The organism is Pseudomonas sp. BJa3 (genome assembly GCF_026343815.1).
In the GTDB taxonomy this organism is placed as follows: Bacteria; Pseudomonadota; Gammaproteobacteria; order Pseudomonadales; family Pseudomonadaceae; genus Aquipseudomonas; species Aquipseudomonas soli.
Map to the genome: position 1 here is coordinate 1 of NZ_JAOXMC010000033.1, position 16,179 is coordinate 16,179.

Below are 16,179 nucleotides of genomic sequence, written 5' to 3' on the forward strand. Positions count from 1 at the left end.
GGACCGCGCTGAACGCCCCATCCTGGGGCGCAGCGCTTGACGGGCATCCATGCCCGTCACCTCCCTCCGCAAGACCTACGTTCGGCCTCCTGAAGTCGCAATTTGTGTCGCCTGAACTATCGCGCGCTTAGAAGCAAAAGCAGAGCGAGAGTGAGAGCGAGAGCGAGAGCGAGAGCGAGAGCGAGAGCGAGAGCGAGAGCGAGAGCGAGAGCGAGAGCGAGAGCGAGAGCAAACTGCTCGTGATCAACGGTAAATGCAAACTCCCGGTTCCGGATCAACCATTCGTCGATAACGGATACAAACTGTCGAATTACCTAAAGGCCATCCGACTACGGGGTGAACCCCCAAGCGTGGAGTCACGCCCATGAGCCATCCAGCCCCCAAACACCCCGTGGCAACCCGCAGCCAATGGCTCGCCGCCCGCCAGCAGCTCTGGCTGCACGAGAAGGCCTTCACCCATCAACGCGACGAGCTCGCCGCCGCCCGCCGCGCCCTGCCCTGGGTAGCGGTGGAGCAGGACTACCGTTTCCAGGGCCCGGGCGGCGAACTAAGCCTGGGCGAGCTGTTCGCCGGACGCAGCCAGTTGCTGGTCTATCACTTCATGTTCGCCGACGGCTGGCACGAAGGCTGCCCGGGCTGCTCGTTCCTGGCCGACCACTTCGACGGCGCCAACCTGCACCTGGCCCACCACGATGTTTCCCTGGTGGCGGTTTCGCAGGCGCCCTATGCCAAGTTCCAGGCGTTCCGCAAGCGCATGGGCTGGCACTTCCCATGGTTCTCCTCGCACGGCAGCCGCTTCAACCAGGATTTCGGCGTCACCGTCGCCACCGATGGCAGCGCCCAGTACAACTACGAACCCTACACCGGCGACGAAACGGAGCTGCCCGGGCTCAGCGCGTTCTACCGCGATAGCGACGGCAGCCTGCACCACACCTACTCCACCTATGCCCGGGGGCTGGACATCCTGGTCAATGCGTACAACTTCCTCGACCTCGCGCCCCTGGGGCGCAACGAGGACGGGACTATGGACTGGGTGCGGCATCATGATCGCTATGAAGGTGCCAGTGGCAAGCCGCACTGCTGCAAGGAGTGAGTTTCCGGCAGGTCAGATCGCCTGCACCGCCAGCAACTCTGTCAAGACCTCGGCCAGTGCCTTGACCATCACATCTGCCGTGGGACGATGCACGATGACGATCTCGTAGCTGTCCACCTCCGGCAGCCCCTGCTCGATGCCCAGCACCCGGTGCTCGAGCAGCGCTGCCCGCGGCGGCAGCAGGCTGATACCCATGCCGTCGGCCACCGCCGCCTGGATACCGCTGAGGCTCGAGCTGGTGAAGCTGATGCGCCAGCGCCGGCCCATGCCTTCGATCGCGCTGATCATGTCATCGCGGTACAGCCCGCGGGGCGGAAAAGTCACCAAGGGAATCGGGTCGAGATCGAAAGACGGCATGCGCGCGCTGTCGATCCATTGCAGGCGCTCCGGCCAGCAGGCCACGCCCTCGCGGCTGTTGCGCCGCTGCTTGAGCAGCACCAGGTCGAGCTCGCCGTTGTCATAGGCCTGGCTGAGATCGCGGCATAGCCCGCTGGTGACTTCCAGCTTGACCTGGGGGTGCTGCCGGCTGAACGCGGACAACGCATTGGTGGTGCGCCCGCCGACGAAATCCTCCGGCACGCCCAGGCGCACGGTTACCCCGACCATGGCCCCAGCCAACGCCTCGAGCATCTGGTCATTGAGGGCCAGCATGTGCCGCGCATAACCGAGCAGGGTCTGCCCGGCATCAGTGGGCAGCACATCGCGGTTGCCACGCACAAGCAGGCGGTGGCCGACCATGTCCTCGAGGCGGCGGACCTTCTGGCTGATGGTCGACTGCGTGGAATGCAGGCGCGCCGCGGCGGTGGTGAAACTGCCGCAGTCAGCCACCACGACGATGGCGCGCAGCAGGTCGAGGTCGAACAGGGCCCTATTTGGTTTTACGCTGGCAGACATCTTGGTATTCAACTTCTGAATGACAAGCCTGACTTCTACCACGGGTACCGATACCCGGCAACATGCGCAAATACACTGGGATCCATCCAGATTATTCACTTCTGCTACAAACACAGGCCGCCTAGCATGGACCCTCGTCCTATCAGGAGCCGACCACCATGCGCCTGCCGTTCACCGCCTTGCTGCTGACCCTGTTCACCAGCCTTGCCAGCCATGCCGAGATCCCTGCCATGAACACTGCGTTGCTCGATGCCGCTCGCCGCGGCGATGCCCCTGCCGTGCGCCAACTGCTCGATCGGGGCGCGCAGGCCGATAGCCGCAACGACCAGGGCCAGACCGCGTTGCTGGTGGCCACCCACGCCAATGAAGTGGAAGCCGCCAAGGTACTGATCGAGGCCGGCGCCGACGTCAACGCCAAGGACAATATCAACGACAGCCCCTACCTGTACGCGGGCGCACGGGGGCTGGACGACATCCTGCGCCTGACCCTGGCCCATGGCGCCGACCTGAAGAGCACCAACCGCTACGGTGGTACCGCGCTGATCCCGGCCGCCGAACGCGGGCATGTGAGCACCGTGCAGTTGCTGATCGCGGCCGGTGTCGATGTGAACCACCTCAACCGCCTGCACTGGACCGCGTTGCTCGAGGCGGTGATCCTCGGCGATGGCGGCCCGCGGCATGTGGAAATCGTGCGCCAATTGCTGGCGGCCGGGGCTGACCCGCTAATTGCCGACAAGGACAGCGTGACTGCGCTGGAGCATGCGCGCCAACGCGGTTATCGCGAAATGGTCACCTTGCTGGAAAGCCCCAAGCGCCGCTGACGCGGCAGTTATTCCACAGCTTCGAACGGCAGACCCACATAGTTCTCGGCGATATTCGCCAGCCCCGCCGCCGACCCCAGGTAGTACTCGCGATCGGCCGCCTGCATCTTGCGGTCCCAGTCATCCTGGTGTTCGCCGAAGTCATGCAGCAGCTGGGTCATGAACCAACTGAAGCGCTCACCCTTCCATACCCGCCGCAACGCCATGGGCGAATACTGCGCCAGCAGGTCGGTGCGCCCCTCGCGGTAGACCTTGACCAGGATCCGGTACAGGTAGTTGACGTCCGAGGCTGCCAGGTTCAGGCCCTTGGCGCCGGTGGGCGGCACGATGTGGGCGGCGTCGCCGACCAGGAACAGGCGGCCATGCTGCATCGGCTCGACCACCAGGCTGCGCAGCGGCGCGATGCTCTTCTCCAGCGCAGGCCCGGTCACCAGTTGTTCGGCCACCGCCTGTGGCAGGCGCGCCTTGAGTTCGGTCCAGAAGCGCTCGTCGGACCAGTCCTCGACCCGCTCTTGCAGCGGCACCTGCAGGTAGTAGCGGCTGCGCGTCTGCGAGCGCTGGCTGCACAGCACGAAACCGCGTTCGTGATGGGCGTAGATCAGCTCATGGTTGACCGGCGGGGTATCGGCCAGCAGTCCCAGCCAGCCGAACGGATAGACCCGCTCGTACACCTTCAGCACGCTGGCCGGGATGCTCTGCCTGGCCACGCCATGGAAGCCATCGCAGCCGGCGATGTAATCGCACTCGACCCGGTGCTGGCGACCGTCCTTGTCGAACGTCAGGTAAGGCCGCGGCCCCTCGATGTCATGGGGCTGGACATTGTTGGCCGCATAGATGATCGGCGCCCCACTCAGCTCGCGAGCCTGCATCAGGTCGCGGGTGACCTCGGTCTGGCCGTAGACCATCACCGTCTTGCCAGCGGTCAGTGCCTTGAGGTCAAGACGCTGGCGATGACCACCGACCAGCAACTCGACCCCTTCATGGACCAACCCTTCGCGATCCATGCGCTGGGCCACGCCGGCTTCGCGCAGCAACTCGACCGTGCCCTGTTCGAGCACGCCGGCACGGATGCGCCCCAGCACATAGTCCGGGGTCTGGCGCTCGACGATCAGCGTATCGATGCCGGCGTTGTGCAGCAGCTGGCCGAGCAGCAGGCCGGACGGGCCGGCGCCGATGATTGCAACCTGAGTCTTCATTGTTGTTGTCTCACGATGACGATGCCGGCTTTGCACTGGCAAAGGCCGCGCATCTGCTGTTAGGGTTTGCACCTGTATTTTTACTGCTGAAAAATGTGCAGAACGTGCGAAATCCGTTTTGAAAACTGCACTTTCTTGAAATTCGTTCGATTAACGGACAGACCCTACCCCATGCACAGCCCCCTTCCCGGCATCCCGTTGTTCCAGCTGTATGGCGAGCACCGCGCCTGGCCGGATACCGACCTGCTGCACTGCGAGTCGATCCCGGCGCGCAGCCGTCTGCACCACTGGGAGATCAAGCCGCACCGGCACGCCGAACTGTTCCAGCTGCTCTATGTGCAGCGCGGCGAGGCACAGGTGGAGATCGAGGGCGAACGCCGGGTGATTCGCGAGGCGGCGATCCAGGTGGTGCCGCCGCTGACTGTCCATGGCTTTCGCTTCAGCGCCGATATCCAGGGGCATGTGCTGACGTTCGGCACGGCCTTGGTGGTCGATCTGGAAAAGCGCCTGGGCGCGCCCCTGAGCGTGCTGGCGGCGGCACGGTGCTACCCGCTGGGCAAGGACCGCATGCGCCTGCACGGCCTGATCGACACGCTGCAGCAGGAGTACCAGGGCAGCGCCCCGGCCCGCGGCCCCATGCTGCAGGCATTGGTCACCGCGCTGATGGTGTGGATCAACCGCCAACAAGCCGCCTTGCCAGCGCGCAGCCAGGACGAACGGGACCAGCAGTTGCTCGGCCGTTACCTGCGCCTGGTCGAGGCGCATTACCGCGAGCACCTTGCCGTGGACGATTTCGCCGCGCGCCTGGGCATCACCAGCCTGCTGTTGAACCAGCTGTGCCGGGCGCTGGCCGGGCAATCGGCGTTGCAGGTGATCCACCAGCGCCTGCTGCTCGAAGCACGGCGCAATCTTGCCTACACGCGCATGAGCATCAGCCAGTTGTCCGACAGCCTGGGGTTCAGCGACCCGACCTACTTTGCACGGTTCTTCAAACGGCTCGACGGGCAGACGCCCAAGGCATACCGCAAATCCGTGAGTGTCTGAGCGGGGCTGCAAGCACAGCGCTTGCTTGACGTATACGTCAACCTGGCATTAGGTTACTCGCATTCCCTCCCCCGAGCGCAAGCATGAGCAGCCAGACCTACAGCATCTCCGACCTGTCCCGCGAACTGGACATCACCACCCGCGCCATCCGCTTCTATGAGGAGCAGGGTCTGCTCAGCCCTGAACGACGCGGCCTGGAACGCATCTACTCGGCCCGCGACAAGGTCACGCTCAAACTGATCCTGCGCGGCAAGCGCATCGGTTTCTCGCTGGCCGAATGCCGTGAACTGATCGAACTCTACGACCCCTCCGGCGGCAACCAGAAACAGCTCACCAGCATGCTGGCGAAGATCGCCGAACGCCGCGCCCAGCTCGAACAGCAGATGCTCGACATCCAGCAGATGCACCTGGAGCTGGACACCGCCCAGGAGCGTTGCGAGCAGGCCCTGGCCGCCACCCTGAACCGGCCGCACACCCACCGTTGATCCGCCACAGGAAGCCCGCCATGTCATTGCCCAAGAATGTCCGCCTGGTCGAAGTCGGCCCGCGCGACGGCCTGCAGAACGAAGCCCAGCCCATCAGCGTCGCCGACAAGGTGCGCCTGGTGGATGACCTCACCGACGCCGGGCTCGCCTACATAGAAGTGGGCAGCTTCGTTTCGCCCAAATGGGTCCCGCAAATGGCCGGCTCCGGCGAAGTGTTCGCCGGTATCCGTCAGCGCGAGGGCGTCACCTATGCGGCGCTGGCGCCCAACCTGCGCGGTTTCGAGGATGCCCTGGCCGCCGGGGTGAAGGAAGTGGCGGTGTTCGCGGCGGCGTCCGAAGCGTTCTCCCAGCGCAACATCAATTGCTCGATCAGTGACAGCCTCAAGCGTTTCGAGCCAATCATGGAGTCTGCCCGCAGCCAGGGTGTGCGGGTGCGCGGCTATGTCTCCTGCGTGCTCGGCTGCCCCTACGAGGGACGCATCAGCGCCGAGCAGGTGGCACCGGTGGCCAAGGCCCTGCATGACATGGGCTGCTATGAAGTGTCGCTGGGCGACACCATCGGCACCGGCACCGCCGGTGACACCCGCCGCCTGTTCGAGGTGGTCTCGGCCCAAGTGCCCCGCGCGCAGCTGGCCGGGCACTTCCACGACACCTACGGCCAGGCGCTGGCCAACGTCTATGCCAGCCTGCTCGAGGGCATCAGCGTGTTCGACAGCTCGGTGGCCGGCCTGGGCGGCTGCCCCTACGCCAAGGGTGCCACCGGTAACGTCGCCAGCGAAGATGTGGTGTACCTGCTGCAAGGGCTGGGCATCGAAACCGGCATTGACCTGAACCGGCTGATCGCCGCGGGCCTGCGTATCAGCGAAGTGCTTGGGCGCGCCACCGGTTCGCGGGTGGCGAAGGCCCGCGGCGTTCGCTGAGTCACACGCTTGTCACACAGGTGTGGGTGGAGTGTTACCGCCTACACGCTGCGCAGAAGAAAATCGGGTAACAGGGAAACAATTCGACAGATTTTCACGTGCCAATCTACTCTGCAAAATCAACAAGTCATTGATTTTAAAGGGCTTTCAAAAGTTGGCACGCCACCTGCTATATCTTTAGGCATAACAAGAACAAAAAACGCGATACCCAATAAAAACAACAGTAAACGGCTCTGACATAACAAGAACAACACGGCAGAGGCGTAGCAAGCAGATTTTTTTGGAGTCGACGTGCATTCCAGGGGTTCCGGCCCCGCAACCTGGCAAGAACAATAAAACTACCTCCGAGGTAGCGGCAGTCAAGGTTGGATCACGTTGGATGAACGCAGGTCAGCGCTCAAAAAAATACGTTTGCTCTTGGCCCCGGTTGGGGGCCCCGCAGTGCAGAGACGACAGCCGACAAAAACAACAACAGGCCAGTCTCCAATAATAAGAAAAGAGCAGGCAACAACGCTTATGAGGGGAGCTTCGGCTCCCCTCAGTGCTTCCTGCCCTCCTCCTCCTCGCGCTTGTCCTCATGCTCGCCTTCGACCTTTTCCACCAGCAACGGCATGCTCGCCAGCACCAGCAGCGCCAGCACCGTGCTGACCAGCGCCGTGGCCTCGCGCCCCATGCCGGCGGCCGTGCCGATGGCGGCGGTCATCCATAACCCGGCCGCGGTGGTCAGGCCCTTGACGTGACTGGTGTCGCGGCCATTGCCCTTGAGAATCGTGCCCGCGCCGAGAAAGCCGATCCCGGCGACGATGCCCTGGATCACCCGGCTCAACGCCTGCGCATCTGCCCCGGCCATGCTCGGCGCCAGGACGAACAAGGCCGCGCCCATGGACACCAGCATGTGCGTGCGCACGCCGGCCGACTTGCCCTTGCTCTCGCGCTCGAAGCCCAGCACAGCCCCCAGCAGGGCCGCCATCAACAGGCGAATTAGGATCCGCGAGACCTCGCGCGCGTCGGCGACATCGGCGAATTCGGTCTGCAACGCCGCCAAAAAGGCTTGCCAGAATGCTTCCATCGGGTGCCTCCAGAGATCCCGCCGAACAGGTCTCAAGAAGTGTAGGTGGATTGCTCTGGCGTGAAACCCTGCAACTGCTCCAACCAGTACGCCACGTCCAGTTCGTCGATCTGCTCGGGGCGCAGGAAGCGCTCGGCATATTGCCGGTATACCCCGCTACTCAGGAACAAGCGCAGCAACTGCCCGTCGACATGCTTGTCCCGCGCCATGAACACCAGGATCTGCACCGACTCGGACAAGGTCTTCGGCGCCTTGTAGGGCCGGTCCGCCGCGGTCAGCGCCTCGAAGATGTCGGCGATCGCCATCACCCGCTCGGGGATGCTCAACGCCTCCTGGCCGAGCCTGCGCGGGTAGCCGCTGCCGTCCATCTTCTCGTGGTGGTTGCCGGCGATTGACGGCACGCGCCTGAGCTGGCGCGGGAACGGCAGCGCGCTGAGCATGATGATGGTCTGCACAATGTGCTCGTTGATCTTGAAGCGCTCTTCATCGTTGAGCGTGCCGCGGCGGATCGACAGGTTGTACAGCTCGCCGTGGTTGCTGGCATGGGCCGGCAGGCGCATGTCGAAACCCCAGTGGTTGCGCGGGTCGTCCTTGGCCACCGGCGGCGTACGATCGCCCCAGGGCACCCGGTGCTCATCGCGGTCGGCAAGCAGGGGCTCGTCCACCGGCAAGGTTGCCGCCGAGATGTCGGTGAACCGCTCCGCCTCATCGCGGGAGATGCCCAGGCGGTTGTCGAAGTGCCGCCGCCAGCGGCGCTGGCCGATAGTGCGCAGGCGCTCGATATCGGCCTCCTGCATGAACTCGCCACCGATGTTGGCGTTGGCGACGAAGGCGAACTCCTCCTGCAAGGTTGCCCGGCATGCCTCCAGCGTGCACCGCAGCGCCGGCTCATCATCGCCGTTGGCCACGCCTTGCCAGTAGGCGACCTCGGCATCGCGCCAGAGCACCTCGAAGCGCATGCGCACCTCGTGGATGCGGTTGTACAAGGTCTCCAGCTTGGTCGCCTTGTCCACCACGTATTCGGGGCTGGTGATCTTGCCGCAGTCGTGCAGCCAGGCGGCCACGCGGAATTCGTAGCGCTCGGCCTCGCTCATGCTGAAGTCGGCATAGGGGCCGCTGTCAGCCTGCACGGCCTGGTCCAGGAGCATCTGCGCCAGTTGCGGCACCCGTTCGCAATGGCCGCCGGTATAGGGGCTCTTGGCGTCGATGGCGTCGGCCAGCAACTTGATCATGGCGTCCAGCAGGCGCTGCTGGGCCTCGACCAGCTGGCGGGTCTCGATGGCCACGGCGGCGGCTCCGGACAGTTCCTCGACGAAGCGCTGGAACGGCTGGCCCAGGGCCGCGTTCGCATCGGCGAGTTGCAGCACCAGGATGCCGAGCAGCGCCTGGCCGCGGTCATTGAGCACCACCGCCAGGCTGCGCCCTTGCCATGCGAGGGCCTGGGTCACCGCGCTGGCCAGGTCTTGCCGCTCGCCTTCAGGCACCGCCAGTTCCTCGGGGTAGTCGTGGCCGCGACTGGCGGCGGCCAGGCGCAACCGGGTGTTGTCGTCGTACAGATACACCGCACCGGCGCTGACGCCCGCTGCCGCCACCAGGTGATTGAGCACGCCGTCGAGCATGCCTTCAAGTTGGGTCTCGCGGCTCAACGTAAGGGTGATCGCCTGGAAGTTGCGGATGGTGCCGGACATGCGGCTCAGCACCCGACTCAACTCACGTACTTCGGAAACCCGCGAGACAACGCCCACCTCACGGCTGAAATCGAAACTGGCCAGGCCCTGCACCTGCTCGGTCAGCCGGCGCAACGGACGGCCGATGCGCCGGCCAAACAATCCGCCGAGCAACAGCAACACGGCGGCCAGTGCCACCGCCCAGAGCAATTGCTCGAGCAGCACCTTGCGCGCGCCGGCCAGCAGTTCGTGGGCCGGCACGGCGATCAGCACCTGCAGGTGCTGTCCGGCCATGGAGGTAAGCGGCACGCGCATGCCGTACCAGATCTGCCCCTCGACCTGGTATGGCTGCGGGCTCGCGCCCTGGGGCATGTCGGCGTAGATATGCGCAAGGCTGCCGATGCCCAGCTCGCCAATGCGCGACAGGCGCACGCTCTCACCCTCGCGCACGACCACCCGTTGCAGGTCCGGATAGGCCACCACGTTGCCCTGGTCGTCGACCACGGCGATCTCGGTACCTGCGGTAATGCGCAGGTCGCGGCTCTCGCTGGCCAGGTCGCTGACCGAGACATCCATGCCGATCACTGCCGTGCCCTGGGCACTGCGCTGGGCCATGGTCAGGCCGATCTCGCGGGTGGTGAAGAACACGTAGGGGCGAGTGAGCACGGTTTCAGGCTGCGCGCTCGCTTCGATGAACCAGGGACGTTGGCGTGGATCGTATTGATAGTCGGACTTGCTCTGGCGCTGCAACAGGGTCAGTTCCGCGTCATAGAAGCGCCACTCCCCCTGCATCGTGCCATCCTCGCCTTGGGTGACGGTCTGGACCAGGAACGCCGTGTCTGCCGGAGCAGCGAAGCGCTGCAATAATTGCGGGTCGCGCAAACGGCGGACCAGCAGGAATTCACCGTTGGGATAACCGACGTAGGCAGCGCTGAGCATGCGGTTGGCACGCAGACTCTCGGCCAGTTGGGGCAATTGCTCGAGACGCTCGGCCAACGTATCCGACGCCGGGCTGAAGGCCAGCAGACGAATGCTGCTCTGCACCGGGTCAACCAGGCGTCGGGCGCGCTCGTCGATGGTCCGGCCCACCTGCTGGGCGGCATCGCCGGCGGCGGCCACCAGGGCCTGGCGCACGCCCAGGTAGGCTTGCCAGGCCAGGGCCGCGCCCAGCGCCAGCATGCCCAGCATGATCGCCAATGCCACCAACCATTGCAGGGAAATGCTCCGGCCACGGTTGTTCATGGCCGTCTACCTCGAGCGGACGCCCGTCCAGCCTGCCCTCTCAACACGCAGCCCATCCCAGGTACTCCCCCGTGTGGCGATTTCCACAGTGTAATCAGCCCATGCGAACGTGCCGGCCCGAGATATCCGCTGGCAGCGAGACAACCCGATAGTGGCACGACGCCATATAAGACTGCATGCACTTTTTCGAAGCGATTGCAGGCCGCGGTTCGCCGAGACATTCCATCGTATACAAAACAAGCGAATTCTGTTTACACTGCCTCGCGCCTACGACAACGGTCATCGCCGTTGCGTATTGCGACAGGCTCAAGCCATGCGACATCCACTGCCGCCCGCCTTCACCGGGCATCCTTCGCGAATGCCACTTGCCGCATTCGCCCTGTCACCGTCTGCCCACCTGCCCGATGCGCCCGCCATGGCGCAGCCTTGGCACGTGCGCGGTGAACCGTTCGCCCCTGTCATCGACGCCCGGCCACGCCGCGGCGCCTGACGGCCCTGGTGCGCCCGGCCCATGCACCAGGCGCCTCTCTACAATCAGAAAACACATCCCAAACGGGAGGGGACACACATGCCCAAGACCCTACTGGTCAAGAACGCCGAACTGCTGGTGACCATGGACGGCGAACGCCGTGAAATCAAACGCGGCGGCCTGTACATCGAAGACAACGTGATCCGCCAGGTCGGCCCCAGCGAAACGCTGCCGCAAAACGCCGACGTGATCCTCGACATGACCGGCAAGGTGGTCATCCCGGGCCTGGTCAACACCCACCACCACATGTACCAGAGCCTTACCCGCGTGGTGCCGGCGGCCCAGGACGGCGAACTGTTCAACTGGCTGACCAACCTCTATCCGATCTGGGCGCGGCTGACCCCGGAGATGATCGCGGTCTCGACCCAGACGGCCATGGCCGAGCTGATCCTCTCGGGCTGCACCACCTCCAGCGACCACCTGTACATCTACCCCAATGGCTGCAAGCTCGACGACAGCATCCACGCCGCCGAGGAAATCGGCATGCGCTTCCACGCCGCCCGCGGCAGCATGAGCGTCGGCCGCAGCCAGGGCGGCCTGCCGCCGGACTCGGTGGTGGAAAAGGAAAGCGACATCCTCAAGGAATCCCAGCGCCTGATCGAGGACTACCACGACGCCAGCCATGGCTCGATGCGGCGCGTGGTGGTGGCGCCCTGCTCGCCGTTCTCGGTGAGCCGCGACCTGATGCGCGAAGCAGCGGTCCTGGCCCGCGAGTACGGCGTGTCGCTGCACACCCACCTGGCCGAGAACGTCAACGACATCGCCTACAGCCGCGAGAAGTTCGGCATGACTCCGGCCGAATACGCCGAGGACCTGGGCTGGGTCGGCCACGATGTGTGGCATGCCCACTGCGTGCAACTCGACCAGCACGGCATCGAGCTGTTCGCCCGCACCGGCACCGGGGTCGCCCACTGCCCGTGCTCGAACATGCGCCTGGCCTCGGGCATCGCGCCGATCCGCAAGATGCGCGACCACGGCGTGCCGGTGGGGCTGGGGGTCGATGGTTCGGCATCCAACGACGGCGCCAGCATGATCGGCGAGGTACGCCAGGCCTTGCTGCTGCAACGGGTCGGCTTCGGCCCGGATGCGATGACCGCCCGCGAAGCACTGGAAATCGCCACCCTGGGTGGTGCCAAGGTGCTCAACCGTGACGATATCGGTGCCCTGGCACCGGGCATGGTCGCCGACTTCGTCGCCTTCGACCTTGGCCATGTGGCCTACGCCGGCGCCCTCCACGACCCGCTGGCGGCGCTGGTGTTCTGCACCCCGACCCACGTCGACACCAGTGTGATCAACGGACGTGTGGTGGTTCAGGACGGGCGCATCACTACCGTCGACCTGCCAAAAGTGCTGCAGCGTCATAACCAGTTGGCGCGTCAGTTGGTCATCGGCGAGTAGGCCGGCTATGGAACTGCCATCCCCCTGAGCTGCCGCGCCAGTTCCAGGGCCACGCGCCCACTGGCCGGCGTGGGCATCAGCTGGGTGAACGGGATATCGATCATGCGATTCTCGCGCACCGCCCGCAGGCTCGAAAGCACCGGGTCGCGGGTCAGCAGCTGACGCTTGCGGCTGGCCGGCGACCACAGGGCGTCGGCCAGCAGGATCACGTCGGGGTCGCTGCTCAGCAATGCCTCACGGTTGATCGTCACGCGGTACTGGTCGATCCCGGCAAGCACATTGCGCGCCCCGGCGGCGGCCAGCAGCGGCGTGACGAACCCACGTCCGCCCTCGCTGTCCAGGCCCCGCACCTCGCTGTCGAGGTAGAACACCGACAGTGGGTTGCCGCTGGGTGCGATCGCCCTGGCCTGCGCCAGGTCTGTCTCCATCGCCTCGATCAATGCCTGCGCCCTCGCCTGTCTGCCCAACAGCTCGCCGAGCACAGTCAGGTCACGCCGGACATGGCCGTAGTAGTCCAGCGAGTGACCGTTACAGGCCGACTCGAGCAGGTAGGTGACAATCCCGTTGCCGGCCAATCTGCTGCGCGAGGTGATCCCATCGCCAAAGGCCGTAGCGAATCCACCGACCACCAGATCCGGCCTTTGCGCGTACAACACTTCGCTGGCCGGATACTCCCGGGCGATCACCGGCACACCCTGGTAGCGGCCCTGCTTGTAGGCGGCGCCGTTGTCGTCCAGGTAGGCCACCCCGACCATCGACGGCCCCGCGCCGAGGGCGAGCAGCAGGTCGGCCGCGTGCTGGTTGAGGGCGACGATACGCGCAGGCGCCGCAGCAGGCCGTTGCCAGTCCTGCCCGCAGTTGCGATAGCTGTCGGCCAGGGCCGGTGTGCCACAGCACAAGGCCAGCGACAGCAGCAAGGTTCTACGCATCACACGCCCCCTCCCTCGATCAACAGTCGTTCGGCGGTCCTTCCGCCCTGCAGATGCCTTTGCACCCACTGCTCCATTTTCCTGTCTGCCTCGTTGCGCGCGGCCCCGTGCCAAACAAAATGGTCCGCATCTGAACACCTGGGGACAAAGAGCGTCAAGCAACGACCGGTGAATCGTTTCGAATGTTTTTTATCGGCCGTTCACTCTAGGCAGATGTGTCAAAAGTTGTAGAATCCGCACGCCTAAACTATTCCAATTCCCTTCGAGCTTTGCCGATGAAGCTGGCCCGCCACACACGATCGCAAGTCGCCTGGGTGCTGTATTTCAGCATCCTGTTCGGCTCGTTGCTGTGCGCCATGGGCCATGGGCAGATGGCCGGGCTGCGCCTGGCCGGCCTCGACGACGCCGCCTGGTGCGCGGCCGACAGCAGCGGCGTGTTCAAGGGCGACCAGGACATCACCGACCCGGTGCTGCCCGCCGGCGGCGACTGCGTGATCGCCAGCCTGTTCAGCGCCATCCTGCTGGCGGTGTTCTTCGGCTTGCTGGCCCTGCTCGCCGGGGAGTCGAGCAAACCCTTACCCAGACAACCCGCGCCACGGCTGCCCAAGCAGCGCTGGCCACTGGTCAACCCCCGCGCCTCCCCCGCTTCGCTTCTCGCGTTCTGACATCGCCACGCCCTCGAACTGCCTGATCGGCAGCGGGCGTGCGCTCATTGATTTCAGCCAGGAAGCCTTGCATGTTCCGCATGACCACTCTGGCGCTGCTCGTTGGCAGCGCAACCTGCGCCTGGGCGCAGGACGACACCCTCACACTGCCCGCCAGCAACGTCACGGCCACCGCCGAGCAACCCAAGGAGGCGACCAGCCTCGACCTCGACCGGCCCATCGAAAGCGGCTCACGCCTGAACCTCAGCGCCCGCGAGAACCCGGCCTCGATCAGCGTCGCCGACCGCAAGACCATGCAGCGCATCGGCGCGCGCAACTTCCAGGACGCCGCCAACGCGCTGCCCGGGGTCAACGCCTCGGCACCGCCCGGCTGGGGTGGCTACGTGTCGTATCGCGGCTTCAACGGCGCCCAGGTCAGCCAGCTGTTCAACGGCATCAACCTGCAGTATGGCGCCGCCGGGCGCCCGGTCGGGGCATGGATCTACGACCGTGTCGAACTGCTCGGCGGGCCGTCGTCGTTCCTCAACGGCAGCGGCGCCGTCGGCGGCAGCCTGAACATGATCACCAAACTGGCCAACCGCGACGAGGACACCTTCGAGGGCCGCGTCAGCTATGGGCGCTACGACACGATGGAAACCTCGGTCGGCTTCAACAAGGCGCTCAACAGCGGCGACGGCCCGCGCCACTACGCGCGGCTCGACTACAGCCGCACCAGCACCAATGGCTATATCGACCGCCAGGAGAACGGGGCCGGCAACCTGGCCTTCTCGCTGCTCAGCGACATCAACGACCAGCTGTCGCACACCCTGGCCATCGAGTACCTGGAAGAAAAAGAGGACAGTCCGTACTGGGGCACGCCGGTTCTGCAGCCGGCGGTCGGCACCTTGCACATCGACAAGCACAATCGCTTCAACAACTACAACGTCGAGGACGGCCGCTACGAGCAGCGCACCCGCTGGCTGCGCTCGATCACCGACTACCGCATCGACGACAGCAACCAGTTGCGCAACACCTTCTACCACTACAACGGCCAGCGCGATTACCGCAACCTCGAGGTGTACCGCTACAACCCCGGTAACACCGCCATCGCCCGCTCCGGCGGCTACCGCCAGCGCCACGACCAGGAGGTCAACGGCAACCGCGTCGAGCTGACCCACCAGGGCCAGCTGTTCGGCCTGGCCAGCGACTGGGCGTTCGGCGTGGACTACAACCGCAACCAGCAGACCGCCTACCCGTTGTCCAAGGGCGCGTTCGACAGCATCGACCCCAACGGTTTCCAGCCCGGCCACTTCCTCGACATTCCTGGCATGGACGCGCCACGCGCCAAGGGCCGCAGCACCACCACCGACACCACTGCGGGCTTCGTCGAGAACCGTACCCGCCTGACCGACCAGCTGTCGCTGGTCACCGCGCTGCGCTATGACCATATCGACTTCGACGTGGTCGACCACGTGACCCGGGCCAAGCTGAATCGGCGCTGGGATGCCTTTACCGGGCGCCTGGGGCTGGTCTACGACCTGACCTCCAATATCAGCCTGTATACCCAGTACAGCACCTCGGCCGAACCGCCAGGCGGCTCGCTCACCGGCGCGTCGATCAGCCAGGTCGGCGACTTCGACCTGAGCACCGGCAGGCAGGTGGAAGTGGGCAGCAAGTTCGACTTCCTTGACGGGCGCGGCTCGGCCACCGCGGCGGCCTACCGCATCGTGCGCAAGAACATCTCGGTGCCCTCCTCGACCGTGCCCAACACCACCGAGCAGGCCGGCCAGCAGACCTCCACCGGCATCGAGCTGGCGGCGTCGTTCAAGGTCACGCCCAAGCTGCTGGCAGCGGGCAACTTCAGCTGGGTCAACGCCGAATACGACGAGTTCAACGAGACCATCGGCGGCGTGGTGTACTCGCGCAAGGGCAAGACCCCGGTGAACATCCCGGACCGGGTGGCCAACCTCTGGCTGACCTACGACCTGGCGCCGGGCTGGCAGGTCGGCGCCGACGCCCGCTACGTCTCGGCGGTATACGCCAACACCGCCAACACCCAGTGGGTGCCTTCGTACACCGTCTACGGGCTGTCGATGACCCACGACCTGGACCAGCACGTGCAACTCAGCGCCCGCCTGCGCAACCTCACCGACGAGGTCTACGCCCGCTTCATCCACCAGACCAACACCCAGTACTACCTGGGTGAGCCGCGCAGCCTGGAAGTCGCTGTGCAGTGGCGCTACTGATG

At 65.2% G+C, this 16,179-nt stretch carries 14 protein-coding genes; 9 read left to right on the top strand and 5 right to left on the bottom strand.

The window, feature by feature from the left end; all coding sequences use genetic code 11:
• The first annotated feature begins 364 nt into the window (after positions 1–364).
• The gene (locus OH705_RS26170) at positions 365–1,093 is read left to right on the top strand and encodes a DUF899 domain-containing protein (RefSeq protein ID WP_267303340.1); all 729 of its coding nucleotides are present in this window, start codon (positions 365–367) and stop codon (positions 1,091–1,093) included.
• Between the two features lie 12 nt (positions 1,094–1,105).
• On the opposite strand, the gene OH705_RS26175 is transcribed toward OH705_RS26170, so the two are convergent.
• On the bottom strand, positions 1,106–1,987 hold the full coding sequence (locus tag OH705_RS26175) for a LysR substrate-binding domain-containing protein (RefSeq protein ID WP_023631572.1): 882 nt from the start codon (positions 1,985–1,987) through the stop codon (positions 1,106–1,108).
• Positions 1,988–2,145: 158 nt separating this feature from the next.
• Here OH705_RS26175 and OH705_RS26180 point away from each other — a divergent pair, with 158 nt between their 5' ends.
• Positions 2,146–2,808, top strand: coding sequence for an ankyrin repeat domain-containing protein (locus OH705_RS26180; protein ID WP_267303341.1), 663 nt, complete (start codon positions 2,146–2,148; stop codon positions 2,806–2,808).
• Between the two features lie 8 nt (positions 2,809–2,816).
• Here the strand turns inward: OH705_RS26180 and pobA are convergent, their stop codons facing one another.
• Positions 2,817–4,004 carry a 4-hydroxybenzoate 3-monooxygenase gene (pobA, locus tag OH705_RS26185; protein WP_023631570.1) on the bottom strand — a complete coding sequence of 396 codons (1,188 nt, stop codon included), beginning with the start codon at positions 4,002–4,004 and terminating at the stop codon, positions 2,817–2,819.
• Positions 4,005–4,175: 171 nt separating this feature from the next.
• On the opposite strand from pobA, the gene OH705_RS26190 reads away from it, so the two are divergent.
• The 3 genes from OH705_RS26190 (at position 4,176) to OH705_RS26200 (ending at position 6,453) form a co-directional block, all read left to right on the top strand.
• Positions 4,176–5,048, top strand: coding sequence for a helix-turn-helix domain-containing protein (locus tag OH705_RS26190; protein ID WP_023631569.1), 873 nt, complete (start codon positions 4,176–4,178; stop codon positions 5,046–5,048).
• Between the two features lie 83 nt (positions 5,049–5,131).
• Positions 5,132–5,533, top strand: coding sequence for a MerR family transcriptional regulator (locus tag OH705_RS26195; protein ID WP_267303342.1), 402 nt, complete (start codon positions 5,132–5,134; stop codon positions 5,531–5,533).
• A gap of 20 nt (positions 5,534–5,553) precedes the next feature.
• Complete coding sequence (locus OH705_RS26200) at positions 5,554–6,453, top strand: hydroxymethylglutaryl-CoA lyase (RefSeq protein ID WP_094012571.1); 900 nt, start codon at positions 5,554–5,556, stop codon at positions 6,451–6,453.
• A 538-nt stretch (positions 6,454–6,991) separates the two neighbouring features.
• Here the strand turns inward: OH705_RS26200 and OH705_RS26205 are convergent.
• Both OH705_RS26205 and OH705_RS26210 read right to left on the bottom strand, forming a co-directional pair.
• The gene (locus tag OH705_RS26205) at positions 6,992–7,522 is read right to left on the bottom strand and encodes an MgtC/SapB family protein (RefSeq protein WP_046855407.1); all 531 of its coding nucleotides are present in this window, start codon (positions 7,520–7,522) and stop codon (positions 6,992–6,994) included.
• A gap of 32 nt (positions 7,523–7,554) precedes the next feature.
• On the bottom strand, positions 7,555–10,431 hold the full coding sequence (locus OH705_RS26210) for an HD domain-containing phosphohydrolase (protein ID WP_267303343.1): 2,877 nt from the start codon (positions 10,429–10,431) through the stop codon (positions 7,555–7,557).
• 313 nt (positions 10,432–10,744) lie between these two features.
• Here OH705_RS26210 and OH705_RS26215 point away from each other — a divergent pair, with 313 nt between their 5' ends.
• Positions 10,745–10,921, top strand: coding sequence for a hypothetical protein (locus OH705_RS26215; protein ID WP_158659505.1), 177 nt, complete (start codon positions 10,745–10,747; stop codon positions 10,919–10,921).
• A gap of 78 nt (positions 10,922–10,999) precedes the next feature.
• Positions 11,000–12,358, top strand: coding sequence for an 8-oxoguanine deaminase (locus tag OH705_RS26220; RefSeq protein WP_267303345.1), 1,359 nt, complete (start codon positions 11,000–11,002; stop codon positions 12,356–12,358).
• A gap of 5 nt (positions 12,359–12,363) precedes the next feature.
• On the opposite strand, the gene OH705_RS26225 is transcribed toward OH705_RS26220, so the two are convergent.
• Positions 12,364–13,287 (bottom strand): ABC transporter substrate-binding protein, encoded by a 924-nt coding sequence (locus OH705_RS26225; protein ID WP_267303346.1) that lies wholly within the window; start codon positions 13,285–13,287, stop codon positions 12,364–12,366.
• Positions 13,288–13,562: 275 nt separating this feature from the next.
• Here OH705_RS26225 and OH705_RS26230 point away from each other — a divergent pair, with 275 nt between their 5' ends.
• Complete coding sequence (locus OH705_RS26230; protein ID WP_038706229.1) at positions 13,563–13,952, top strand: DUF2946 family protein; 390 nt, start codon at positions 13,563–13,565, stop codon at positions 13,950–13,952.
• 71 nt (positions 13,953–14,023) lie between these two features.
• Positions 14,024–16,177, top strand: coding sequence for a TonB-dependent receptor (locus tag OH705_RS26235; protein WP_160291311.1), 2,154 nt, complete (start codon positions 14,024–14,026; stop codon positions 16,175–16,177).
• Positions 16,178–16,179 lie beyond the last annotated feature (2 nt).